The following is a 21703-nucleotide window of genomic DNA, read 5'->3' on the forward strand; positions in this document are numbered from 1 at the left end:
CCGAGCAAGGACCTCAGACGCCAGTTGAGGTCGGTGTAGCGGGTATTGCGTTACGGCTCAATAGGTTACGCAGTTGGTCTTTTTCCTCTGCGCTGAGTTCACCTTGCCGAGCTTTGCGTAGCAGACTTTCGAGGCGCCGTTCCCGCTGTCTGGCGGCAAGGCTATTAATGGTGTCGAAAAACTGCTGTTCAAGGTTATCGGCAGAGATCAGCCATTCTTTCTCGGCAAGTGCACGTAAAAGTCGACCCTGGTCGGTGCCATGCCAGCGGGCGATCAGCTGCAGGCTGCGCAGTTTGGGATTCTTCTGCAGTGCCCCAAGCAGCGCTACCAGCAGCTGGGCATAGGTGTCGTCTTCTGCTGCGAAATGGCTGACATCTTCGACTTTCTGTGCCAGTTCCGGGTGATGCAGCAGGGTGCGCAATGTGGTCAGCGCCGGCGGCTCGACAGCTGTAGGCGTGCGCGGGCCGCGAGGGGTGAAGTCTGGTCGCTGCCCGGATTTTTTCCAGTCTTTCTTCCATTCCTTTTTTCCGCCGCGTTGTGGCTTGGGCGCTTCGGGAGGTTGGAAGTAGTCGGTTTCGGCGTAGTGCGAACCCGTGTCGTAATAGGCGGTGTCGTCGTATTCGGCCGAGTTGTTGCTGGGTGCGGTGGCTGGCGCTGCTGCCATATGCTGCAGTGCTTCCCCATTCAGGCCGGTGATCTCGGCGAGACGCTGGCGCATCAAGGCGCGCAGGTTTGCACCGGGAATCTTTTCGATAAGCGGTGCTGCGAGCGTGGCCAGGTGGGCCTTGCCTTCCAATGAGCGCGGATCGGCCTCGTCACTCAGTTGCTGGAAAAAGTAGTCGGCCAGTGGCTGCGAGTGCTGCTGGATGCGTGCCCGAAACGCATCGGTGCCCTCGGCACGAACGAGGGTGTCCGGGTCTTCGCCGTCAGGCAGGAACAGAAAGCGTGCCCGGCGGCCATCCTGCAGATTCGGCAATGTGGCTTCCAGTGCGCGCCAAGCGGCCTTGCGCCCAGCTGCGTCGCCGTCAAAGCAGAACAGCACGCTGGGCACTATACGGAATAGCCGCTTGAGGTGTTCTTCGCTTGTCGCGGTGCCGAGGGTGGCGACGGCATTGCGCAGGCCTTGCTGGGCCAGGGCGATGACATCCATGTAGCCTTCGACCACCATGATCTCGTCGAGATCGCGGTTGGCCTGACGAGCTTCGTAGAGGCCGTAGAGTTCCTGGCCCTTATGAAACACCGGGGTTTCCGGCGAGTTCAGGTATTTGGGCTTGTCATCCCCCAGGACTCGACCACCAAAGGCGATGACCCGTCCGCGGCTGTCGCGGATGGGAAACATCACGCGGTCGCGGAAGCGGTCGTAGCGTTTGCCGTTTTCGGCATTCTCGATCAGCAGGCCGGCATCGATCAGGGCCTTTTGCTGCAATGCATCGCCCCCGAGGTGCTTCATCAGGTTGTCCCAGCCGGGCGGGGCGAAGCCGAGCCCGAAATCCCTAGCGATCACGCCGGACAGTCCGCGGCCCTTGAGATACTCCACCGCTGATTTTCGGGTCGAGTGGCTCTTCAGGGCCTGGCGATAGTAGTCGGCGGCGGCAGCCAGCAGCGGGTAGAGCGGCGAGTCGACCGGTTGTCGCGGCTTGTGCTTGCGGCCGCTATCCTCATGAGGGACTTCCATTCCGGCGCGCTTGGCCAGTTCCTCGACGGCCTGGGGGAAATCCAGCTGGTCGTGGTCCATGACAAAGCCGAGCGCATTGCCGCCAGCGCCGCAGCCGAAACAGTAATAGAACTGCTTGTCGGGGCTGACGCTGAATGACGGTGTCTTTTCTTTGTGAAAGGGGCAGAGCGCGCTGTAGTTTTTGCCGGCCTTTTTTAGCTGGATGCGCGAACCGACCACTTCGACGATGTCGGAGCGGTTGAGCAGGTCATCGATGAAGGATTGGGGGATCAGGCCGGCCATAGGGGTGTCAGATTACGCTCGCATTGCATGAGCCGGAAATGAAAAAACTCCGGCCTTTCGCCGGCTGGCGAAGCGGAGTATGCATGCAATGCAAAGCCCGGCCTGAGCCGGGCTTGATGCGGCGTCAGCTGTACTGGATTAGTACAGACGAACGCTGCGGCGCTGCTCGCGCTGCACTTTCTTGGCGTGACGCTTGACTGCGGCAGCAGCTTTACGCTTGCGCTCAGCAGTAGGCTTCTCGTAGAACTCACGGCTGCGGACTTCGGCCAGAACACCGGCCTTTTCGCAAGAACGCTTGAAGCGACGCAGAGCTACGTCGAATGGTTCGTTCTCTTTGACTTTAACGTTGGGCATCCAGGACGTACCTTCACTTGTTTACCGGTTACAACGCGCTTCGGCAAATATCGCGAGCACGCTGGTTTTAAGGGTTGCGGATGTTAACGCCTTGCCGCTTGGAATGCAAAGCCCCTGAACGAAAAGCGCTGGTCGGTCGCTGTCCCCGGCGATTAATATGCGCGGCTTCATTCGCTTCTTTGAAAGGGTCGTGCCCATGCTGGTGCTAGGGCTGGAAACTTCATGTGATGAAACCGGTGTCGCTTTGTATGACAGCGAGCAGGGTTTGCTGGCTGACGCGCTGTTCAGTCAGATCGATCTGCACCGCGTCTATGGCGGCGTGGTGCCTGAACTGGCCTCCCGCGATCACGTGAAGCGCATGTTGCCGCTGATTCGTCAGGTGCTGGGCGAGGCTGGCCGCGATGCCAGCCAGATCGATGCGGTGGCCTATACGGCCGGCCCCGGGCTGGTCGGTGCGCTATTGGTTGGTGCCTCTTGCGCGCAGGCGCTGGCGCTGGCCTGGGGCGTGCCGGCTGTCGGCGTGCATCATATGGAAGGCCATCTATTGGCGCCGATGCTCGAAGCACAGCCTCCAGCATTTCCGTTCGTCGCTTTGCTGGTATCGGGCGGACATACGCAATTGGTCCGCGTGGATGGTATCGGCCAGTACGAGCTACTCGGCGAGTCGGTGGACGACGCAGCCGGTGAAGCTTTCGACAAAACCGCGAAACTCATGGGATTGCGTTATCCCGGTGGGCCGGAGATTGCTCTGCTGGCCGAGCGGGGCACACCGGGTCGCTTCCTTTTCCCGCGGCCAATGACTGATCGTCCCGGTCTGGACTTCAGTTTCAGCGGCTTGAAGACGTTCACCCTCAATACCTGGCAGCAATGCCGCGCCGCTGGTGACGAGTCCGAGCAGACCCGTTGCGATATCGCCCTGGCATTCCAGCAGGCGGTCGTCGATACCCTGACCATCAAGTGTCGCCGTGCTCTCAAGCAGACAGGTTTGAAGTCGCTGGTCATCGCCGGCGGGGTCAGTGCCAACCAGTCGCTACGTCAGTCTTTGGAGAAAATGCTCGCCGACCTCCAGGGGCGGGTCTTCTATGCGCGGCCACGTTTCTGCACCGACAATGGTGCGATGATCGCCTACGCTGGCTGTCAACGTTTGCTCGCCGGTCAGCATGATGGTCCGGCGATCACCGTGCAGCCACGCTGGTCAATGGAAACACTGCCGGCGATCTGATGAGCGTTGGCGCGGTCAGAAGTGTCGTTCTCGTCCGGCGAAGAGGTCGCGCACATTGCTGCGATGTCGCCAGACGATCAGCGTAGCCAGCAGGCCCATCGGCAGCAGGGCGCCCGGTTGCTGCCAGGCCAGCAGTGGCAGGCAGAGCGGCAGGGCGATAAGGGCAGCCAGCGAGCTGGTGCGGGTCAGGCGAAACACCACCAGCCAGGCAACGAGTGCCAGCAGCGCGGCCGGCGGATAAAGCGCGAGCAGGGTGCCGGCGGCCGTGGCCACTCCCTTGCCGCCACGGAAACGGAAATACAGCGGGTAGAGATGGCCGCACACAGCGGCCAGCCCAATCCAGGCCTGTTGCTGGATCGACATTTCCAGCGAGGCGGCCAGTAGTACGGGCAGCAAGCCCTTGAGCAGATCGCCGAACAGCGTGCAGATCGCCAGTCGCTTGCCTGCCAGACGAAGCATATTGGTGGCCCCGGGATTGCCGGAGCCGCCGGCACGCGGGTCGGGCATTCCGGCCAGGCGGCTGAGCAGTATGGCGAATGACAGCGAGCCGATCAGGTACGCGAGCAATGTCAGCAGCCAGAACATGGAATCCATCCGGGGCAGGGAGCCTTGAGTCTAACGGTGCGTCTCAAGCTTGTCGTGCCGTAGGAGAACGTTGCGTGGACACAGTCTTCATTGAAGGCCTGGAAGTGGATACGGTAATCGGCGCCTATGACTGGGAGCGGGGCATTAGACAGTGCCTGCATCTGGACCTGACGCTGGGCTGGGACATACGACCGGCCGCCGAACATGACGAGCTGGACAAGGCGCTAGATTACGCCCAGGTCGCGGCGACCATCGATCGCTTTGCTGCCGAAGCTCGCTTCGAATTGGTCGAGACGTTCGCCGAGCGCTTGGCACAAAAGCTGATGAGCGAGTTCGGCATCGTCTGGCTACGCCTGCGGGTAACCAAGCCCGGGGTGAATGCGCGGGCCCGTGCGCTGGGTGTGGAGATCGAACGCGGATGTCGCTGAATCCCGTGCTGCTTGGCCTGGGTAGTAATGCCCAGCGCGATCACCATCTGCATGCCGGGCTCGATGCGTTGGCCGAGCTACTCCAGGATATGCGGTGCTCGCCGGTATTCGAGAGCCTTGCAGTAGGCTACAAGGGCGATAATTTCTACAACCTGGTGGTGGCTGGCAATACCGAGTTGCCGCTGACCGAACTGGATCGCCGGCTCAAGTTCATCGAGGCGGATAACGGTCGCTATGCCCCAGACCGCAAAGGGCTGCCACTGGACATCGACGTGCTGCTTTATGACGAGCTGGTCGGCAATTTCGATGGATTGCTGCTGCCGCGCGCGGAGATTCTGAAAAACGCATTCGTGCTCTGGCCGCTGGCGTTATTGGCGCCGACCCTGCGGCATCCGGCGGCTGGGAGGTGCTTTGCCGAGCTATGGGAGCAATCGTCGATAGACCAGCGACTCTGGCCGGTGCGGTTTCAGTGGCGCGGCATCGAGCTTACACCGCCGCAGCTGATCCGCGACCATCCCCCGCAATCCGCCTGAGCCCCCAGACTATTTCGCGTTCTGCTGGCAATACGTGCGCAGGGCTTCGAGCCGGGCAGCACTGAGTGCCTTGCCCAGCTCGGCTCCCTTCAAGCCCTGGTCCAGCAATGGTTTGACCGCTACGGTGCGAGCTGCGGTGGCGGCTTCGCGAAGAAAATCGGCCTGGGGGAATGATGGGCTTCGAGCATTTGCCCATGCCGTCATTTCGCAGGCAGCGACGAATTGCTCGAATCGCTCCGGGCGGCGATAGATGTCGAAGTGCTGCAGCATGTCCAGCAGCGCGTCGGCTGGCAGTGACTGGGCATTGAACGCATCGTGGTGGTACCTGCCGAGTAGCGTCGCCAGCTCCTGGCAGTCCTTCGGAGCTTTGCTGCGCTGGTTGAGTGTATCGATCATGTGCAGCGCTGTTGCCTGTTCTTGCTGACCTTCTGCCCGCACCGCGCAGCCGAGCAGCAGGCAGGCCCAGCGCACCGGTAGCGGCTGCATGTGCGTGGCGCACTGGCGCAGGGTGTCGAGCACGTGCTCACCGTCGGCGTTTCCTGTGACGAAAGCCGCCGCCAGCTCTGGGAACAACTCGGCCAGCGCGTCGCAGTCTCGCAGCACCTGAATAAAAACATCAGGCCGCGGCTCCATCAGCGCACGCGAAATCTCCTTCCAGCTGCGTTCCGCCGTCAGCGCCGACAGCTCGCCAGAGCGCGCCAGCTGGTGCATCAGCTGCAGCGTCTCATCGGCAATACGGAAGCCAAGCTCAGCGTAGCGCGCAGCGAAGCGCGCCACGCGTAGCACGCGCAGTGGGTCTTCGGCGAAGGCTGGGGAGACGTGACGCAACAGCCGCGCCTGCAGGTCGTGCTGGCCGCCGTAGGGGTCGATCAGCTGGCCACGGTCGTCTTCGGCGATGGCGTTGATGGTGAGGTCGCGGCGCTGCAGATCCTCTTCAAGCGTGACGTCGGGACTGGCATGGAAGGTGAACCCGCCATAGCCGCGACCGCTTTTGCGTTCGGTGCGCGCCAGGGCGTACTCCTCGCCGGTCTGCGGGTGCAGGAATACCGGAAAGTCCGCACCGACCGGGCGGAAGCCGCGGGCCTGCATCTGTTCCGGTGTAGCACCGACCACCAGCCAGTCCACTTCGCTTACCGTGCGCCCCAACAGGCGGTCGCGTACTGCGCCGCCGACTTTGTAGATCTGCATGTCCACCTCCGTTGGCGCGGAGGATAAAGGATAACGACGTCGACTACAGGCCGATGTGAGGGCAAATACCGGGCGAGCCTTCCCCGTGGCCAATATCAGGCGAAGCTCATCCCGGGAAAGCGGTTGTCGCCCTCGGCCTCGCTGCTTGGGCGCTGCGTCATATGGTGGGTATTGACCAGCTTGTCGTCCTGCATCGATTGCAGGTGCACGTCGAAGCCCCAAAGCCGGTGCAGGTGCTTGAGTACCTCGTCGGTGGAAACGCCCAACGGTTTGCGGTCGTGCTGCTGGTGACGCAGGGTGAGCGAGCGGTCGCCACGGCGGTCAACGCTCCAGACCTGCACGTTGGGCTCGCGATTGCCCAGGTTGTATTGCGCTGCCAGCAGCTCCCGAATGGTGTGGTAGCCACTTTCGTCGTGGATCGCCGGGACCAGCAGCTCGTCCTTGCGATCGTCATCGAGGATGCTGAACAGCTTGAGGTCGCGGATTACCTTGGGCGAGAGGAATTGCAGGATAAAACTCTCATCCTTGAAGTTGTTCATGGCGAATTTCACCGTGGTCAGCCAGTCGCTGCCGGCAATGTCCGGGAACCAGCGCTTGTCTTCCTCGGTCGGGTGCTCGCAGATCCGGCGGATGTCCTGATACATCGCAAACCCCAGGGTGTAGGGATTGATGCCGCTGTAGTAAGGGCTGTCGAAGCCGGGCTGATAGATCACGCTGGTATGCGACTGCAGGAACTCCATCATGAAGCCGTCGGTAACCAGGCCTTCGTCGTAAAGGTCGTTGAGCAGGGTGTAGTGCCAGAACGTGGCCCAGCCTTCGTTCATTACCTGGGTCTGGCGCTGCGGATAAAAGTACTGCGCGATCTTGCGCACGATGCGCACCACCTCGCGCTGCCAGGGCTCGAGCAGCGGGGCATGTTTCTCGATGAAATAGAGAATGTTCTCCTGGGGTTCGGCGGGGAAGCGTTGGCTGTCCGCCAGGGCATCGCCCTTTTCCGCACCCTTGGGGATGGTGCGCCAGAGGTCGTTGATCTGCCGCTGCAGATGCTCTTCGCGATCCTTCTGCCGCCGCCGCTCTTCTTCGGCAGAAATGGGATAGGGTCGCTTGTAGCGATCAACGCCATAGTTCATCAGCGCGTGGCAGGAATCGAGCAGGTCCTCCACCGCATCGATGCCGTGGCGCTCTTCGCATTGCATGATGTACTGCTTGGCGAAGACCAGGTAATCGATGATCGAGCTGGCGTCGGTCCAAGTGCGGAACAGGTAGTTGCCCTTGAAGAAGCTGTTGTGGCCGTAACTGGCGTGGGCAATCACCAGCGCCTGCATGCACATGGTGTTTTCTTCCATCAGGTAGGCAATGCAGGGATCGGAGTTGATCACGATCTCGTAGGCCAGGCCCATCTGGCCACGCTTGTAGTTCTTCTCCGTGTGCAGGAATTGCTTGCCGTAGGACCAGTGGTGGTAACCCAGCGGCATGCCGACGGAGGCGTAGGCGTCCATCATCTGCTCGGCGGTGATCACCTCGATCTGGTTCGGGTAGGTATCCAGCGCGTAGCGTTCGGCGATACGGCCGATCTCGCGGTCGTATTGCCGAATCAGGTCGAAGGTCCATTCCGAACCGGTGGAAATGGGCTGTCGCTTCATGCTGCACACCTCAGCTGGTCATGCGTCGCTGGAAGAGTTCGCGGAACACTGGATAGATGTCTCCGGCGCTGACCAACTGCTGTTGGGCGAACGCATCGGAATAGGCTTCAGCCACTTGGTTGTACTCGTACCAGAGTGCCTGGTGCTCGCGCGGGGTGATTTCGACGTAGGTGAAGTACTGCACGAACGGCATGATCTGGTTGATCAGGATGTCGCGGCACAGCGGCGAGTCGTCGTTCCAGTTGTCGCCGTCGGAAGCCTGGGCGGCGTAGATGTTCCATTCATTGGCGGGGTAACGCTCGGCCATGATCTCCTGCATCATCTTCAGCGCGCTGGAAACGATGGTGCCGCCGGTTTCCCGCGAGTAGAAGAACTCTTCCTCGTCGACTTCCTTGGCGCTGGTGTGGTGACGGATGAATACCACATCGATCTTGTCGTAGTTCCGCTTGAGGAACAGGTACAGCAGGATGAAGAAGCGCTTGGCGATGTCCTTGGTGGCCTGGGTCATGGAACCGGACACGTCCATCAGGCAGAACATCACCGCCTTAGAGCTGGGGTTGGGGTGCTTGACCAGCAGGTTGTACTTCAGGTCGAAGGTATCGAGGAACGGCACGCGTTTGATGCGCGCCATCAGCCGCTCGATTTCCTCCTCTGCAGCCTTGATGTCGCCGAAATTGTTCGGTTCCTCAATACGTAGTCGCTCCAACTCGGCCTTCAGGGTTCGCAGTTGTGCACGGCTGCTGCCGGACAGCGCGATGCGCCGGGCATGGGCCGAGCGCAGGGTGCGCACGATGTTGATGCGCGACGGGTTGCCTTCGTTGCTGATGCCTGCACGCACCGTTTTGAAAGTGTCGGTGCCGGTGAGGTGACGCTTGACCAGATTGGGCAGCTCCAAGTCCTCGAACATGAAATCGAGGAATTCTTCCTGGGTGATCTGGAAGACGAAGTCGTCCATGCCGTCGCCGCTGTTGCTGGCCTGACCGGCACCTTGCCCGCCACCACCGCCTTGCGGGCGCGGAATCCGCTCGCCGGCGATGAACTCCTTGTTGCCGGGATGGACGATGGTCTGGCGGCCGCCACGGCCGTGGTGCAGCACCGGCTCATCGATATCACGCCCAGGGATGCTGATCTGCTCGCCATGTTCCATGTCGGTGATGGAGCGCCGTCCGACGGCTTCCTCCACGGCTTTCTTGATATGCCCACGGTAGCGCTGCAGGAACCGCTGGCGGTTTACCGTGCTCTTGTTCTTGCCATTCAGGCGACGATCGATCACGTAGCTCATAGGCCCTCCGGGCTAGGCTGAAACCATAGGCCTGAAACTGGAAGCGTGCCGCGCTGCTTCCAGCTTCAGACTTCCAGCCGCTTACTGCGATTTACGCACCCGCAGATACCATTCGGACAGCAGGCGGACCTGCTTCTCGGTGTAGCCCCGCTCGACCATGCGCACGACGAAATCGTTGTGCTTCTTCTGGTCTTCCTTGCTCGCCTTGGCGTTGAAGCTGATGACCGGCAGCAGATCCTCGGTGTTGGAGAACATCTTCTTCTCGATCACCACGCGCAGCTTCTCGTAGGACAGCCACGACGGGTTCTTGCCGTTGTTGTTGGCGCGGGCGCGCAGCACGAAGTTGACGATCTCGTTGCGGAAGTCCTTCGGGTTGCTGATGCCGGCCGGTTTCTCGATCTTCTCCAGTTCCTCATTGAGCGCCACGCGATTGAGTATCTCGCCGGTTTCCGGATCGCGGTATTCCTGGTCCTGAATCCAGAAGTCTGCGTAGAGCACGTAGCGGTCGAAGATGTTCTGCCCATACTCGCTGTAGGACTCGAGGTAAGCGGTCTGGATCTCCTTGCCGATGAACTCGATGTAGCGCGGCGCCAGGTACTCCTTGATGAAGCGCAGGTAGCGCTCGCGCACTTCAGCTGGGAACTGTTCCTGCTCGATCTGCTGCTCCAGCACGTAGAGCAGGTGCACCGGGTTGGCGGCGATTTCGTGCGGGTCGAAGTTGAAGACCTTGGAGAGAATCTTGAAGGCGAAGCGAGTGGAGAGGCCGTTCATGCCCTCGTCGACGCCGGCGGTGTCACGGTACTCCTGGATCGACTTGGCCTTGGGATCGGTGTCCTTCAGGTTTTCGCCGTCGTAGACGCGCATTTTCGAGTAGATATTGGAGTTCTCCGGCTCCTTCAGACGCGACAGCACGGAGAATTGCGCGAGCATCTTCAGGGTGTCCGGCGCGCAGTGGGCATGGGCCAGCGAGCTGTTTGTCAGCAGCTTGTCGTAGATCTTGATCTCGTCACGGACACGCAGGCAGTAGGGCACCTTGACGATGTAAATACGGTCGATGAAAGCTTCGTTGTTTTTGTTGTTGCGGAAGCTGTGCCATTCCGACTCGTTGGAGTGGGCCAGCAAGATGCCGCTGTAGGGAATCGCGCCCAGGCCTTCGGTACTGTTGTAGTTGCCTTCCTGGGTAGCCGTGAGTAGCGGGTGCAGCACCTTGATCGGCGCCTTGAACATCTCGACGAATTCCATCAAGCCCTGGTTGGCCCGGCACAGTGCGCCCGAATAGCTGTAGGCATCCGCGTCGTTCTGCGGGAATTCTTCCAGCTTGCGGATATCCACCTTGCCGACCAGCGAGGAGATGTCCTGGTTGTTCTCGTCACCTGGCTCGGTCTTGGCCACGGCAATCTGGTTGAGGATCGACGGGTAGAGCTTGACCACGCGGAACTTGGAGATGTCGCCGCCAAATTCCTGCAGCCGCTTGGTGGCCCAGGGTGACATAATCGAGCTCAGGTAGCGTCGTGGAATGCCGTAATCCTCCTCGAGGATCTGCGCGTCTTCGATTGGGTTGAACAGCCCCAATGGCGACTCGAACACCGGCGAGTCTTTGATTGCGTAAAAAGGCACATGCTCCATCAGCTGCTTGAGCTTCTCGGCGAGCGAAGACTTGCCGCCACCCACCGGGCCGAGGAGATAGAGGATCTGCTTCTTCTCTTCCAGGCCCTGAGCGGCGTGGCGGAAGTAGGAGACGATCTGGTCGATGCACTCCTCCATGCCATGGAAATCCTCGAAGGCCGGATAACGGCGGATCACCTTGTTGGAGAAGATGCGCGATAGTCGGGAGTCCACGGAAGTGTCGACCAGTTCCGGCTCGCCGATCGCCATGAGTAAGCGCTCTGCGGCACTGGCGTAGGTCCCCGGGTCCGCCTTGCACAGATCGAGATATTCCTGGAGGGAATATTCCTCCTGGCGGGTCGCTTCGAAACGTTGTTGGAAGTGGCTGAAAATGCTCATGACTTCACCTCGATCGATGCACGAATAGGCGCGTCATCAGGCACTCTGGGCCCGGCCGAAGTGGCGGCCAGTGGAGTTCCCCCGAACACCTAATGGTCGAAACCCTGAAATCCGTCAGCCGTTTCCCGGCTTCGTTTATTTGGATGGCCTGAACTCAAGGATAGTTCGTATTCGGCAAGGTCAAGGAGGGGGAGGGATTTTAAGCGCGGCCTTTTAGCGCCTGAGAGCGCCTAGCCCGCGGTTGGCGGGCGATTGAGGTGAAATATTTTTTTACGCTTGCTCGCCGTGATCGACGTCGCTGGGGTAGGTGTGTCGCCAGAGCTCGAAGCCGCCGTCGAGGCTGTAGACATCCGAGAACCCCTGATTGACCAGATACGCCGCTGCGCTCTGACTGGAGTGGCCGTGGTAGCAGGTGACGATCAAGGGCTGGTCGAGATCGGCCGAGGCGATGAAGTCAGGCAGCGAATGGTTATCCAGGTGCAGCGAGCCACTGATGTGCCCATTGGCATAGCTGTGCGAGTCGCGAATATCCACGATAACGGCGCCGCTGCTGCGTAGGGTCTGAGCCTGTTCCGGCGGGATGCGTTTGAAGTCGGTCATGCAGTTTTCCCATGTTCGCATTCGCAGCGATGCATTTCGCCGCTGTCGAGGTTCATCAGGGTCATGGCATTGCCCCAGACGCAGCCGGTGTCCAACGCGAAGACATCTGGCTCGTCACACTGACCTTCCAGTGCGGCCCAGTGGCCGAAGATCAGCCTGACATTGCGAGTCTTGCGGTTGGCATGGGCGAACCAGGGTGCGTAGCCGGCGGGGGCGCTATCCGCTCCTTCCTTGGCCTCCAGATCGAGGGTGCCATCGGCCTTGCAGAAGCGCATGCGAGTGAAATAGTTGGTGATCAGGCGAAGCCGCGGTACGCCGTGCAATTCCTTGCTCCATTTCGCCGGTTGATTGCCGTACATGCCGTCGAGGAACGGCAGCAGCAGTGCGTCGTCCTGCAACGCCTGCTCCACTTCGGCGGCACGCTTGAGTGCCTTTTCCAGCGACCACTGCGGTGGAATGCCGGCGTGCACCATGGCTGTGTGGCGTCTGTCGTCATAGTGAATCAGCTTCTGCTGACGCAGCCAGTCGATTAGTTCGCAACGGTCCGGCGCATCCAGAATGGCCTGTAGCGTATCGGATTTGCGCATGCGCTCGATGTTGTGCGCTACGGCCAGCAGGTGCAGATCATGATTGCCAAGTACGGTGATCGCGGACGACTCGAGGTCGCGGACGAAACGCAGCGCCTCCAGCGATTGTGGGCCGCGATTGACCAAGTCGCCAGCCAGCCACAGGCAGTCGCGCGAGGGACTGAAGTCAACGCGCTCCAATAGGCATGTCAGCGGTTCGAGGCAACCTTGCAGGTCACCGACGGCATAGGTCGTCAATGCAGTGCTCCGGGTACGGCCAGGCGGAACGGCGCAATGACGGCATCGAAGCTGTGGCCGTCTTCGGCCAACATCTGATAGCTGCCTTGCATGCTGCCGACACAGGTCGCCAGCAGCGTTCCGCTGGTGTAGACGTGGTGTTCGCCTGGTGCGATAAGCGGCTGCTCGCCAATGACGCCGGCACCGCGTACTTCCTGCACCTGGCCATCGCCATCGGTAATGATCCAGTGTCGCGACATCAGTTGCGCTGCCACCTGGCCATTATTTTCGATGGTTACGGTGTAGGCAAAGGCGTAGCGATTTTGTTCCGGCTCAGATTGTGCGGCCAGATAGCGGGGCGTGATGCTGACATCGATGCGGTAGTTATTGTCGTTGGACATTGGCCGGCTCGCTGGAGGGCAGGTCTGGGGCTGGGCCCTAGCTGCGCTCGGTCAGTTGATCGGAAAGGCGAACGAAGGCCGCCAGGTCCAGTTGTTCGGGACGCAAGCTGCCGTCCACATTCGCCGCTGCGATGGCTTCGGCGTCCAGCAGCCCCTTGAGGGTGTTGCGCAACGTCTTGCGACGCTGGTTGAACGCCTCGCGAACGACGCGCTCCAGTTGACGGTGATCGCGCGCGGGGTGCGGCAACGTTTCATGGGGCACCAGACGGACGATCGCCGAATCGACCTTTGGCGCCGGGTTGAACGCACCCGGCCCGACGTTGAACAGATGCTCCACCCGGCAGTGATACTGCACCATGATCGACAGTCGACCCCAGTCACCACCGCCCGGCTCTGCCGCAAGACGCTCGACCACTTCCTTCTGCAGCATGAAGTGCATGTCGCGAATGAGGTGCGCGTGGGAGAGCAGGTGGAAGATCAGCGGCGTGGAGATGTTGTAGGGCAGATTGCCGACGATGCGCAGGCTGTTCGCCTCCTCGCTGAGGCGGCTGAAATCGAACTTCAATGCATCGCCCTGATGCAGGGTGAAATTGTCCCGCTCGGCAAACTTGCCCTGCAGTATGGGGATCAGGTCCAGATCGAGCTCGACGACATCCAGATGTGCGCCACTGTCCAGCAGTCCTTCGGTGAGCGCGCCCTGGCCGGGGCCGATCTCGACGAGCCGTTCGCCCTGTTTGGCATGAATTGCCCGCAGGATACGGTGGATGACGCCAGCGTCGTGCAGGAAGTTCTGGCCAAAGCGCTTGCGCGCACGGTGTTGATAATCGGACATCGGGGCTCCAGGGAGCAGCTTGAAGCCTGAAGCTTGAAGCTGAAAAGCAAATAAGGGGCGTATTTTAGCAGGCGAGTGCGGCAAGAAGATCGGCCGGGCCGTATCTGACCCGCCCGGATGGCGGTTAGCTGCGCACGCCGACCATCTGATAGGCAGTTTCCAGCGCCACCTGCAGACTGCCGGTATCGATCTTGCCGCTGCCGGCGAGGTCCAGCGCGGTGCCGTGGTCCACCGAGGTGCGAACGATCGGCAAGCCAAGGGTCACGTTGACCGCCGCCCCGAAACCCTTGTACTTGAGCACCGGAAGGCCCTGGTCGTGGTACATCGCCAGTACGGCATCGCAGCGCTCGAGATGCTTTGGCGTGAACAGCGTGTCGGCCGGCAACGGGCCGATCAGATCGAGGCCTTCACCGCGCAGCCTGGCCAGTACGGGCTCGATGACCTCGATTTCCTCACGGCCCAGGTGTCCACCTTCACCGGCATGTGGGTTCAGACCACAGACAAGAATGCGCGGTTGGGCGATACCGAACTTGCTGACCAGATCGTTGTGCAGGATCCGCGCAACCCGCTCGAGGCGCTCGGGCGTGATCGCCGCTGCGACGTCCTTGAGCGGCAGATGCGTGGTAACCAACGCTACACGCAATCCGTGCGTGGCCAACAGCATGACCACCTGCTCGGTGTGCGTCAGCTCGGCGAGAAACTCGGTATGCCCGGAAAAGGGGATGCCAGCCTCGTTGATCACGCCCTTATGGACTGGCGCGGTGATCATCCCGGCGAAGCTGCCGTCAAGACAGCCTTGCCCGGCTCGGGTCAGTGTCTCCAGTACGTAGTGACCATTGCGCGGATCAAGCTGACCTGCCGTTACCGGCGCGTTGAGAGGCGTGTCCCAGACGTACAGACAATTGGCAGGCGCCGGCTCGGCTGGCCAGCCGTTCGGGCCGACGGCACGGAGTTCTATCTTCAGCCCCAGCAGCGCGGCGCGCTCTGTCAGCAGTGAGCGGCTGGCGATGGCGATCAGAGTCTGAGGCTGGGCCTGGCGAGCCAATAGCACGCATAGGTCCGGGCCGATGCCGGCCGGTTCGCCGGGCGTTAGAACGAAGGGGCGGGAAACAGACATCAAGGCACTCTCGGCGTGGGGGCGGTTGTCCGCCTGAAATGAAAACGGGGTGGCGACCCTTAGGCCATCACCCCGCATTCCAGTCTTGCCTGTAGGTTGCAGTTTAGAGCTTGATCTCGACGTAGGCTTCGTCGCGGATCTGGCGAAGCCAGGCCTGCAGCTCTTCATCGTACTTGCGGTTGCGCAGCAGGGTTAGCGCCTGTTGCTCGCGGAACTGCTCGCTGGCGTCGGTGGCGCGGCGACCAAGCACTTCGAGGATGTGCCAGCCGTAGGGCGACTTGAACACCTGGGAGAGTTCGCCGCTTGCCGTATTGGCCATGATTTCGCGGAACTCCGGTACCAGCGAGGCTGGGTCGATCCAGTTCAGGTCGCCACCGTTGAGCGCCGAGCCCGGATCTTCAGAGAAACTCTTGGCCAGCTGGGCAAAGTTTTCGCCAGCACTGATGCGGTCACGCAGGCGCTGTACCAGCAGGCGAGCCTCGTCTTCGCTGCGGATCGCACTTGGCTTGATCAGGATGTGGCGGACATGCACCTCGTCACGTACCTGCGTCTCGCCGCCACGCTTGTCCAGCAGCTTGAGCATGATGAAGCCTGGCGGCGTGCGTACCGGTTGAGTTACCTCGCCTACCGACAGCTCACGTACTTCGGTATCGAAGGGTGGAGGCAGTTGAGCGGCCTTGCGCCAGCCCATGTCGCCACCTTCCAGCGCGTTCTCGCTGCCAGAGCGAGACACGGCGAGGCGCGCGAAGTCGGCGCCTTGCTGCAGCTGCTGGTAGGTCTCCATGGCAGTCCGCTCGGCGGCCTGAATGGTCGCCGAGTCGGCGGCTTCCGGAACGGCGATGAGGATATTGGCCAGGTGGTACTCCTCGGACAGCTGAAGCTTGCCCAGATCGGAGGCCAGGAAGTTCTGCACTTCCTGGTTGGACACCTGAATGCGTTCGGCCACACGGCGCTGACGCACGCGGCTGATAACCATCTCGCGGCGAATCTGCTCGCGGGCGCTCTCCAGACTCAGGCCGTCACGCGACAACGCTTCCCGAAACTGGTCGAGCGACATGTTGTTGCGCTGGGCGATGGTACCCATGGCTTGATTGAGTTCTTCATCGGCGATGCGAATGCCGGAACGATCGCCGATCTGCAGCTGCAGGTTTTCGGTGATCAGGCGCTCCAGCACCTGCTGTTGCAGGACATCCATGGGCGGCGCATCAGCGCCACGCTTCTCGATGGTCTGCTGAACTTCACGTATCCGCTGCTGCAACTGGCTCTGCATGATGACGTCGTTATCGACGATCGCCACGACGCGGTCCAGTGGCTGAACCTGAGCGAGGGCCGCAGGCGCGAGAGTCGCACCGCTCAGCAGCAGAGCGCCGAGCGCGAGCGGACGCAGTACTTCAGAAAGCTTGATCTTCACGTTCACGGTAGCCTTGAATGCCTTCGTCGAGGAAAGTTTCGGTCCCATTGCCGACTACGCCGCCGAGCCCTTTGAGCACGATCTGCAGGAAGATCCCGCGGTCCGGCTCGTCGTTGCGGTCGGGGTTGAGGCTGGTCTCGTCGTAGTCGACCCAGTAGCGATTGATCAGGCGCAGCTTCCAGCAGCAACTGTCGTACTCGAAGCCGCCGAAGGCTTCCAGTGTGCGGCTGCGGCTGTAGTCATGCTGCCAGCGAGCAATGACGCTCCATTGCGGGACCACCGGCCAGATGACGGAGAAGTCATGCTGGTTGATCTTGTAGTAGTCCTTGATGTACTCCGGCGAGTCCGGCGTGCCGTAATCGCCGCCGTAGGTCCACTCGCCGGTCGCTTGGTCGAAGCGCATGGTGTCGTTGCGATAGCGATAGCCGAGGTTGATGATCTTGCCCGGGTTTTCTTCCGGTTGGTAATGCCACATGGCACTGCCGGAGCGTGTGCTGTGGCTGTCCGGATCCCAGTTGAAGGTCGAGGTGAAGCGCCAGTCGCGGTTGTAGCGGTACATGTACTCCAGCGCATACGGCGATACGTCCGAGGTCGCATTGGAGCGTGTGCGGTAATCGATACCGCGCAGTTGCACCTTGCGATCCTCAAAGTAGAACGCCTGGCCGACGCTCAGGCGCTGGCGCTCGAAGCCGTTGGGCTCGACCCAACGACTGGTTACGCCAAGCGATACCTGGTCGGCATCACCGATACGGTCCTTGCCGGAGAAGCGGTTCTCGCGCCACAGCGAGGAATAGCTGAAGCTGCTTTCGCCAGTATCGAAGATCGGAATGTCGTCCTGATCCTCCTCCGGAACATAGAGATAGAACAGGCGCGGCTCCAGTGTCTGGCGGTAGTCCTTGCCGAACCATTGGGTATCGCGGTCGAAGTACAGTCCGCTGTCCACGCTGAAGATCGGCACGCTGCGATTCTGGCTGCTGTCGAACGATTCGTAGCTGGCCAGCGTACTCTGGCCGCGGTCATCCAGATCCAGGTCGTACTGCGTATAGGCATATTTCAGCGAAGGCTTGAGGAAGCCCCATGACCAGTTCAGCGGCAGGCTGACGCCCGGCTCGAGATGTATGCGCTCGCCCTCGGCGCGAGTCAGGCCACGCAGGCGATCGTCGTACCACTGTTCCGGATTGCCATCTTCGTTGATGAAGTTGCCGTCGCGCAGGCTGCGCTGGAAGCTGACGAATTCAGTCTTGTAGGCGAAGTTCAGGCCGCCCGGCTGGAACGGCAGACGTCCGTCCAGGGTCAGTTGTGGCAGGCGCTCATAAGGCGTGATGTCGGCGACGGTGGCGCGCTCATAGGCGTGCATATTCAGGCGCGCGGTGTAAGTGTTACCTCGATAGGTGAGCGTGCCGCGCTGATTGAGGTGATCCGGGCGGTCGATGCTGAGATTGGTATCAAGATCCTGGAAATAGTACGGGTCGCTGATATCGGTGTAGTCGACCTCGGCGAGCAAGCGCGAATCCAGGCCGGTACGGTTCTGCCAGCTATACATCCAGCGCTGGTCCTCGTACTCGGACTGCAGCTTGCGGTCGTCGTTACTGTCGTCCAGATAGGCAGCGCCGAACTGACCTTCGCTGCTGCGCGTCAGGTAGCGGAATTCGCCTTCCATCAGCAAGCCACGCTCGGACATCATGTGCGGATACAGCGTGGCATCGAAGTTCGGCGCGAGGTTGAAATAGTACGGCGTCTGCACGGAAATGCCGTTGTCGCTGGACGACCCGATGCTCGGCGCGAGGAAGCCCGACTGGCGGCGGTCATCAATGGGGAAGTGGATATACGGGGTGTAGAACACCGGAATATCCTTGACCCGCAGCGTGACGTTGGTCGCCGAGCCGAAGCCGGTGGCCGGGTTCAGCGTGACGTTGTTACCGCGAAGGTGCCAAGTATTCTCGCCCGGCTCGCAGCTGGTGTAGGTGCCATCTTTTAGACGGATGATCGCGGTTTCTTCGCGCTTGGCGTACTGCGCGCTGCCGCGGACTTTGCCGGAGTGCACGACGTACTCGGCGTTCTCGACCTTGGCTTCACCACTGTCGAGGAAGATCTCGGCGCGGTCACCGACCAGTAGCGCATCGCGGTCGCGGAAACGAACGTTGCCAGTCAGTTCTCCGCGATTTTCCAGCTGGTGCAGGTTGGCTTCGTCTGCTTCGACCTGGATGCTGCCCTGGCGCAGAACAACCTCACCGGCCAGGGTGGCAATCTCCTGTTCCTGCTCGTAGCGGGTCGCCTTGGCCGACACATAGGTCGGCGCTTCGCTCATTGGCGTTGTGTCGAACTTGCCGGGTCGATCCGGCTCGACATAAGCACCGGCACAGTAAGGGCCGGTTTCAGCGAGCTGGGCTGGTGTTAGCTGTTCGCGCGGGACCCAGTCCAGGTGACTGTAATCGGCGCTGCGCGAGGCGAGGGCGCGACCCTTGCTCTCGGTGACCAGTTTGGTGGTGGCCGTCGGCTGCTGCTGGGCCTTGGCGGACGTCGCCTTGGCGGTGCTCGGCGTGCTCACGGCGCTGCCGCTGTGTACCGGGCGCGGCGGCAAAGCCGGGCTGGCCGTATTGGACGCGCAATTCCAGCCGCCGGAAGCGTCGGGCTGGCAGGCGAACTGTTCGGCAGCGAAGACGAAAGGTACAGCTACCGGTTGCAATGCAAGCAGACCGCCAGTAACCAGTAGAGGGAATTTTTTACGAAACGCGGGGTATTTGACTGCCATCTTGTTTTTTGGTCCGTGCTTGCGGCGAGCCATCGGCCGGCTGGGCCGCACGCCTCTCGATGGGCTGAGAAAGATGCAGGATAATAAAGCATGACCCGCCTATCGGCTAGCGCCGTGGAGACCCTCTGGATGCCGCATCAAGATCAACGCCTGCTGGACCTCAGCGCCTGGCTGGAAGGACAACTGCCTGAACTCTTCGCTCGATACGGTTGGGGCGATGTGCCATCTGCTGAACTCATTGCTGCCAGCAGCGATGCCAGCTTCCGTCGTTATTTCCGTTGGCAGGGGGGCGAGCGCAGCCTGATCGTGATGGATGCGCCGCCGCCTCAGGAAGACTGCCGGCCCTTCGTTAAGGTCGCGCAGATGCTGGATGAAGCTGGCGTGCACGTGCCGCAGGTGCTGGCGGCCGACCTCGAGCGAGGCTTTCTGCTGCTCACCGATCTGGGCCGCCAGACCTATCTGGATGTGATCGATCAAACTAACGCCAACGAGCTGTTCGATGATGCCATCGAGGCGCTGCTGAAATTCCAGCTGCAGCCGGTAACCCAGCCCATGCCGGCTTATGACGAGGCGCTGCTGCGCCGTGAACTGCAGCTGTTTCCCGACTGGTACGTGCAGCGTCACCTGGGCCACACATTCAGCGAAGCGCAGCAGGCTGCGTGGGAGCGCATCTGCCGACTGTTGATCGACTCGGCGCTGGCGCAGCCGCGGGTACTGGTGCACCGTGATTACATGCCACGCAACCTCATGATCAGCGAACCCAATCCTGGTGTGCTTGATTTTCAGGATGCGGTGCTCGGCCCGGTCAGCTATGACATCACCTCGTTGTTCAAGGATGCTTTTCTCAGTTGGCCCGAGGAGCAGGTGCAGCGGTGGCTGGAAGGCTATTGGCACAAGGCGCGTGCCGCCGGCGTGGCACTACCCGAATCGCTTGATGAGTTCCTGCGGGCCAGTGACCTGATGGGGCTGCAGCGGCACTTGAAGGTGATCGGTATCTTCGCGCGAATCTGCCATCGCGACGGCAAGCCACGTTATCTGGCCGACGTGCCGCGCTTCTTCGCTTATATCGAGGCAGTGCTGGCGCGCAGGCCGGAGCTGGCCGAGTTGCAGCAACTGCTGGCTGAACTGCCGCGGGAACCGCAAGCATGAGGGCGATGATTCTTGCCGCCGGCAAGGGCGAGCGGCTGCGTCCGCTGACGCTGCACACGCCCAAACCGTTGGTTCGTGCTGCTGGCGTGCCGCTGATCGAGTACCACGTTCGTGCACTGGCAGCTGCGGGTTTCGAGGAGCTGATGATCAACCACGCCTGGCTCGGCCAGCAGATCGAGGACTATCTGGGCGACGGCAGCCGTTTCGGCGTGGCGATCCGCTATTCGGCCGAAGGTGAGCCGTTGGAAACCGGCGGTGGGATTCACCGGGCGTTGGGGCTACTCGGCGATGAGCCGTTTCTGGTGGTCAACGGAGATATCTGGACCGACTACAATTTTGCCCGGCTGAGACGACCGCTTCAGGGGCTCGCGCATCTGGTGCTGGTAAATAATCCGCCACATCACCCTGAAGGTGATTTCAATCTGGCTGACGCGACAGTTACAGAGCCCGGCGGCGATGGCGCAGCGTTGACCTACAGCGGGATATCGGTTCTGCACCCGGCGCTGTTCGAAGGCTGCCAGGCCGGTGCGTTCAAGCTGGCCCCATTGCTGCGACTGGCCATGGCCAATGCGCAGGTGAGCGGCGAGCGCTACGACGGGGCATGGGTGGACGTGGGTACCCACGAGCGCCTGGCCGAAGTCGAGCGGATACTGGAGGCGCGACGCTGACATGTTCTGGCCCATTACGCTGTTGGGACTGCTGATCGGCTGGTTGCTGGCCAGCATTCCTGGTGCCCTGCTCGGCGGTTTGCTGGGGCAGGTACTGGATCGTCGTCTAGGGCTCGATTCCTGGGCCAGCCTGCGTAAGCGCCTGGCCGGCAAACCGGTTCTGCAAGACAACGAATTGCTGTTCTTTCTGCTTGGGCGCCTGGCCAAGAGTGGTGGGCGAGTGAGCCCTGCTCATATCCAGGCCGCACGCGATGAAATGCGTCGGCAAGGGCTCGATGCAGGGGCGCAGCAGCTAGCCATTGCCGCGTTCAATCGCGGCAAAACCAGCGGTGATGGCTTGCGCGATACCTTGCACCGGTTACGCGGCCAGCGCGAGGAGGGTCGTCGTTTGATTCAGGCCTGCTGGCGCATGGCGCGTGCGCAGGGAAGCATGGGGGCGCGTGAGCACGAACTGGTGCTGCTCTGGGGCAAGTGGTTGGGCTGGAATGCGGCAGAAATCGCTGCGTTTGATCAGGGGGCGGCCCGACGCAAGGAGGCGCCCGCCGGCCGTGGCGGTGCCTACGAACAGGCGTTGCAGTTGCTTGGCGTGCGCCAGGATACCGACCCACAGCTGATCAAGCGTGCCTACCGACGCCTGCTGAGCAAGCATCATCCGGACAAGCAGGCGGGGGCCGGCGCGAATGCGGTCCAGGTTCGCGAGGCCACCGAGCGGACCCGTGAACTCCACAGCGCTTACGCATTGATACGCGAGCGTCGCGGGTTTCGCTGAGCGGA

20 protein-coding genes are annotated in these 21703 nt (G+C 61.3%); 6 read left to right on the forward strand and 14 right to left on the reverse strand.

Annotated features, from left to right (window positions below; genetic code table 11):
• Nucleotides 1-13: 13 nt before the first annotated feature.
• The gene (gene dnaG / locus CXK91_RS10145) at nucleotides 14-1957 is read right to left on the reverse strand and encodes a DNA primase (RefSeq protein WP_103456014.1); all 1944 of its coding nucleotides are present in this window, start codon (nucleotides 1955-1957) and stop codon (nucleotides 14-16) included.
• Between the two features lie 138 nt (nucleotides 1958-2095).
• The gene (gene rpsU, locus CXK91_RS10150) at nucleotides 2096-2311 is read right to left on the reverse strand and encodes a 30S ribosomal protein S21 (protein WP_003283508.1); all 216 of its coding nucleotides are present in this window, start codon (nucleotides 2309-2311) and stop codon (nucleotides 2096-2098) included.
• Nucleotides 2312-2507: 196 nt separating this feature from the next.
• On the opposite strand from rpsU, the gene tsaD reads away from it, so the two are divergent.
• Entirely contained in the window at nucleotides 2508-3533 is a 1026-nt protein-coding gene (tsaD, locus tag CXK91_RS10155; RefSeq protein WP_103456078.1) for a tRNA (adenosine(37)-N6)-threonylcarbamoyltransferase complex transferase subunit TsaD, read from the forward strand.
• A gap of 15 nt (nucleotides 3534-3548) precedes the next feature.
• Here tsaD and plsY read toward each other — a convergent pair whose 3' ends face one another.
• Entirely contained in the window at nucleotides 3549-4118 is a 570-nt protein-coding gene (plsY, locus tag CXK91_RS10160) for a glycerol-3-phosphate 1-O-acyltransferase PlsY (protein WP_103456015.1), read from the reverse strand.
• Nucleotides 4119-4192: 74 nt separating this feature from the next.
• On the opposite strand from plsY, the gene folB reads away from it, so the two are divergent.
• Together folB and folK are read left to right on the forward strand one after the other, a co-directional pair.
• Nucleotides 4193-4546: a dihydroneopterin aldolase gene (gene folB, locus CXK91_RS10165; RefSeq protein WP_058063682.1), complete on the forward strand. Its 354-nt coding sequence runs from the start codon at nucleotides 4193-4195 to the stop codon at nucleotides 4544-4546.
• Entirely contained in the window at nucleotides 4537-5079 is a 543-nt protein-coding gene (folK, locus tag CXK91_RS10170) for a 2-amino-4-hydroxy-6-hydroxymethyldihydropteridine diphosphokinase (RefSeq protein ID WP_103456016.1), read from the forward strand. Before folB ends, folK begins: the two co-directional genes overlap by 10 nt.
• A gap of 9 nt (nucleotides 5080-5088) precedes the next feature.
• On the opposite strand, the gene CXK91_RS10175 is transcribed toward folK, so the two are convergent.
• From CXK91_RS10175 to CXK91_RS10225, 11 genes are all read right to left on the reverse strand, one after another.
• Nucleotides 5089-6267, reverse strand: coding sequence for a multifunctional CCA addition/repair protein (locus CXK91_RS10175; protein ID WP_103456017.1), 1179 nt, complete (start codon nucleotides 6265-6267; stop codon nucleotides 5089-5091).
• A gap of 95 nt (nucleotides 6268-6362) precedes the next feature.
• Nucleotides 6363-7910 (reverse strand): SpoVR family protein, encoded by a 1548-nt coding sequence (locus CXK91_RS10180; RefSeq protein ID WP_103456018.1) that lies wholly within the window; start codon nucleotides 7908-7910, stop codon nucleotides 6363-6365.
• 10 nt (nucleotides 7911-7920) lie between these two features.
• Nucleotides 7921-9192 (reverse strand): YeaH/YhbH family protein, encoded by a 1272-nt coding sequence (locus CXK91_RS10185; RefSeq protein ID WP_103456019.1) that lies wholly within the window; start codon nucleotides 9190-9192, stop codon nucleotides 7921-7923.
• 81 nt (nucleotides 9193-9273) lie between these two features.
• A complete protein-coding gene (locus tag CXK91_RS10190; protein WP_103456020.1) occupies nucleotides 9274-11196 on the reverse strand; it encodes a PrkA family serine protein kinase in 1923 nt (640 codons plus the stop codon).
• 270 nt (nucleotides 11197-11466) lie between these two features.
• On the reverse strand, nucleotides 11467-11796 hold the full coding sequence (gene glpE, locus CXK91_RS10195) for a thiosulfate sulfurtransferase GlpE (protein WP_103456021.1): 330 nt from the start codon (nucleotides 11794-11796) through the stop codon (nucleotides 11467-11469).
• Nucleotides 11793-12620, reverse strand: coding sequence for a symmetrical bis(5'-nucleosyl)-tetraphosphatase (locus CXK91_RS10200; RefSeq protein ID WP_103456022.1), 828 nt, complete (start codon nucleotides 12618-12620; stop codon nucleotides 11793-11795). Before CXK91_RS10200 ends, glpE begins: the two co-directional genes overlap by 4 nt.
• On the reverse strand, nucleotides 12617-13000 hold the full coding sequence (apaG, locus tag CXK91_RS10205; RefSeq protein WP_058063689.1) for a Co2+/Mg2+ efflux protein ApaG: 384 nt from the start codon (nucleotides 12998-13000) through the stop codon (nucleotides 12617-12619). The genes CXK91_RS10200 and apaG overlap by 4 nt, the downstream gene beginning before the upstream one ends.
• Before the next feature lie 37 nt (nucleotides 13001-13037).
• The gene (rsmA, locus tag CXK91_RS10210; protein ID WP_058063690.1) at nucleotides 13038-13832 is read right to left on the reverse strand and encodes a 16S rRNA (adenine(1518)-N(6)/adenine(1519)-N(6))-dimethyltransferase RsmA; all 795 of its coding nucleotides are present in this window, start codon (nucleotides 13830-13832) and stop codon (nucleotides 13038-13040) included.
• A gap of 124 nt (nucleotides 13833-13956) precedes the next feature.
• Complete coding sequence (pdxA, locus tag CXK91_RS10215; protein WP_103456023.1) at nucleotides 13957-14949, reverse strand: 4-hydroxythreonine-4-phosphate dehydrogenase PdxA; 993 nt, start codon at nucleotides 14947-14949, stop codon at nucleotides 13957-13959.
• Between the two features lie 103 nt (nucleotides 14950-15052).
• A complete protein-coding gene (locus CXK91_RS10220) occupies nucleotides 15053-16360 on the reverse strand; it encodes a peptidylprolyl isomerase (protein ID WP_103456024.1) in 1308 nt (435 codons plus the stop codon).
• Nucleotides 16341-19112, reverse strand: coding sequence for an LPS-assembly protein LptD (locus CXK91_RS10225; protein WP_103456079.1), 2772 nt, complete (start codon nucleotides 19110-19112; stop codon nucleotides 16341-16343). Before CXK91_RS10225 ends, CXK91_RS10220 begins: the two co-directional genes overlap by 20 nt.
• A gap of 129 nt (nucleotides 19113-19241) precedes the next feature.
• On the opposite strand from CXK91_RS10225, the gene CXK91_RS10230 reads away from it, so the two are divergent.
• Genes CXK91_RS10230 through CXK91_RS10240 form a run of 3 tightly spaced genes read left to right on the forward strand, consistent with a single transcriptional unit; the run spans nucleotide 19242 to nucleotide 21698 of the window.
• Nucleotides 19242-20261: an aminoglycoside phosphotransferase family protein gene (locus tag CXK91_RS10230; protein ID WP_103456080.1), complete on the forward strand. Its 1020-nt coding sequence runs from the start codon at nucleotides 19242-19244 to the stop codon at nucleotides 20259-20261.
• On the forward strand, nucleotides 20258-20929 hold the full coding sequence (gene murU, locus CXK91_RS10235; RefSeq protein WP_103456025.1) for an N-acetylmuramate alpha-1-phosphate uridylyltransferase MurU: 672 nt from the start codon (nucleotides 20258-20260) through the stop codon (nucleotides 20927-20929). The genes CXK91_RS10230 and murU overlap by 4 nt, the downstream gene beginning before the upstream one ends.
• 1 nt (nucleotide 20930) lies before the next feature.
• Nucleotides 20931-21698 (forward strand): TerB family tellurite resistance protein, encoded by a 768-nt coding sequence (locus CXK91_RS10240; protein ID WP_103456026.1) that lies wholly within the window; start codon nucleotides 20931-20933, stop codon nucleotides 21696-21698.
• Nucleotides 21699-21703: the final 5 nt, after the last annotated feature.

Source organism: Stutzerimonas stutzeri, from assembly GCF_002909485.1.
GTDB classification, from domain to species: Bacteria; Pseudomonadota; Gammaproteobacteria; order Pseudomonadales; family Pseudomonadaceae; genus Stutzerimonas; species Stutzerimonas stutzeri_AH.

What these genes read in the sequence shown, in the direction of transcription:
- dnaG (WP_103456014.1), bottom strand. Translation starts at nt 1,957, where the DNA reads ATGGCCGGCCTGATCCCCCAATCCTTCATCGATGACCTGCTCAACCGC.
- rpsU (WP_003283508.1), bottom strand. Translation starts at nt 2,311, where the DNA reads ATGCCCAACGTTAAAGTCAAAGAGAACGAACCATTCGACGTAGCTCTG.
- tsaD (WP_103456078.1), top strand. Translation starts at nt 2,508, where the DNA reads ATGCTGGTGCTAGGGCTGGAAACTTCATGTGATGAAACCGGTGTCGCT.
- plsY (WP_103456015.1), bottom strand. Translation starts at nt 4,118, where the DNA reads ATGTTCTGGCTGCTGACATTGCTCGCGTACCTGATCGGCTCGCTGTCA.
- folK (WP_103456016.1), top strand. Translation starts at nt 4,537, where the DNA reads ATGTCGCTGAATCCCGTGCTGCTTGGCCTGGGTAGTAATGCCCAGCGC.
- CXK91_RS10175 (WP_103456017.1), bottom strand. Translation starts at nt 6,267, where the DNA reads ATGCAGATCTACAAAGTCGGCGGCGCAGTACGCGACCGCCTGTTGGGG.
- CXK91_RS10180 (WP_103456018.1), bottom strand. Translation starts at nt 7,910, where the DNA reads ATGAAGCGACAGCCCATTTCCACCGGTTCGGAATGGACCTTCGACCTG.
- CXK91_RS10185 (WP_103456019.1), bottom strand. Translation starts at nt 9,192, where the DNA reads ATGAGCTACGTGATCGATCGTCGCCTGAATGGCAAGAACAAGAGCACG.
- CXK91_RS10190 (WP_103456020.1), bottom strand. Translation starts at nt 11,196, where the DNA reads ATGAGCATTTTCAGCCACTTCCAACAACGTTTCGAAGCGACCCGCCAG.
- glpE (WP_103456021.1), bottom strand. Translation starts at nt 11,796, where the DNA reads ATGACCGACTTCAAACGCATCCCGCCGGAACAGGCTCAGACCCTACGC.
- apaG (WP_058063689.1), bottom strand. Translation starts at nt 13,000, where the DNA reads ATGTCCAACGACAATAACTACCGCATCGATGTCAGCATCACGCCCCGC.
- rsmA (WP_058063690.1), bottom strand. Translation starts at nt 13,832, where the DNA reads ATGTCCGATTATCAACACCGTGCGCGCAAGCGCTTTGGCCAGAACTTC.
- pdxA (WP_103456023.1), bottom strand. Translation starts at nt 14,949, where the DNA reads ATGTCTGTTTCCCGCCCCTTCGTTCTAACGCCCGGCGAACCGGCCGGC.
- CXK91_RS10225 (WP_103456079.1), bottom strand. Translation starts at nt 19,112, where the DNA reads ATGGCAGTCAAATACCCCGCGTTTCGTAAAAAATTCCCTCTACTGGTT.
- CXK91_RS10230 (WP_103456080.1), top strand. Translation starts at nt 19,242, where the DNA reads ATGCCGCATCAAGATCAACGCCTGCTGGACCTCAGCGCCTGGCTGGAA.
- murU (WP_103456025.1), top strand. Translation starts at nt 20,258, where the DNA reads ATGAGGGCGATGATTCTTGCCGCCGGCAAGGGCGAGCGGCTGCGTCCG.
- CXK91_RS10240 (WP_103456026.1), top strand. Translation starts at nt 20,931, where the DNA reads ATGTTCTGGCCCATTACGCTGTTGGGACTGCTGATCGGCTGGTTGCTG.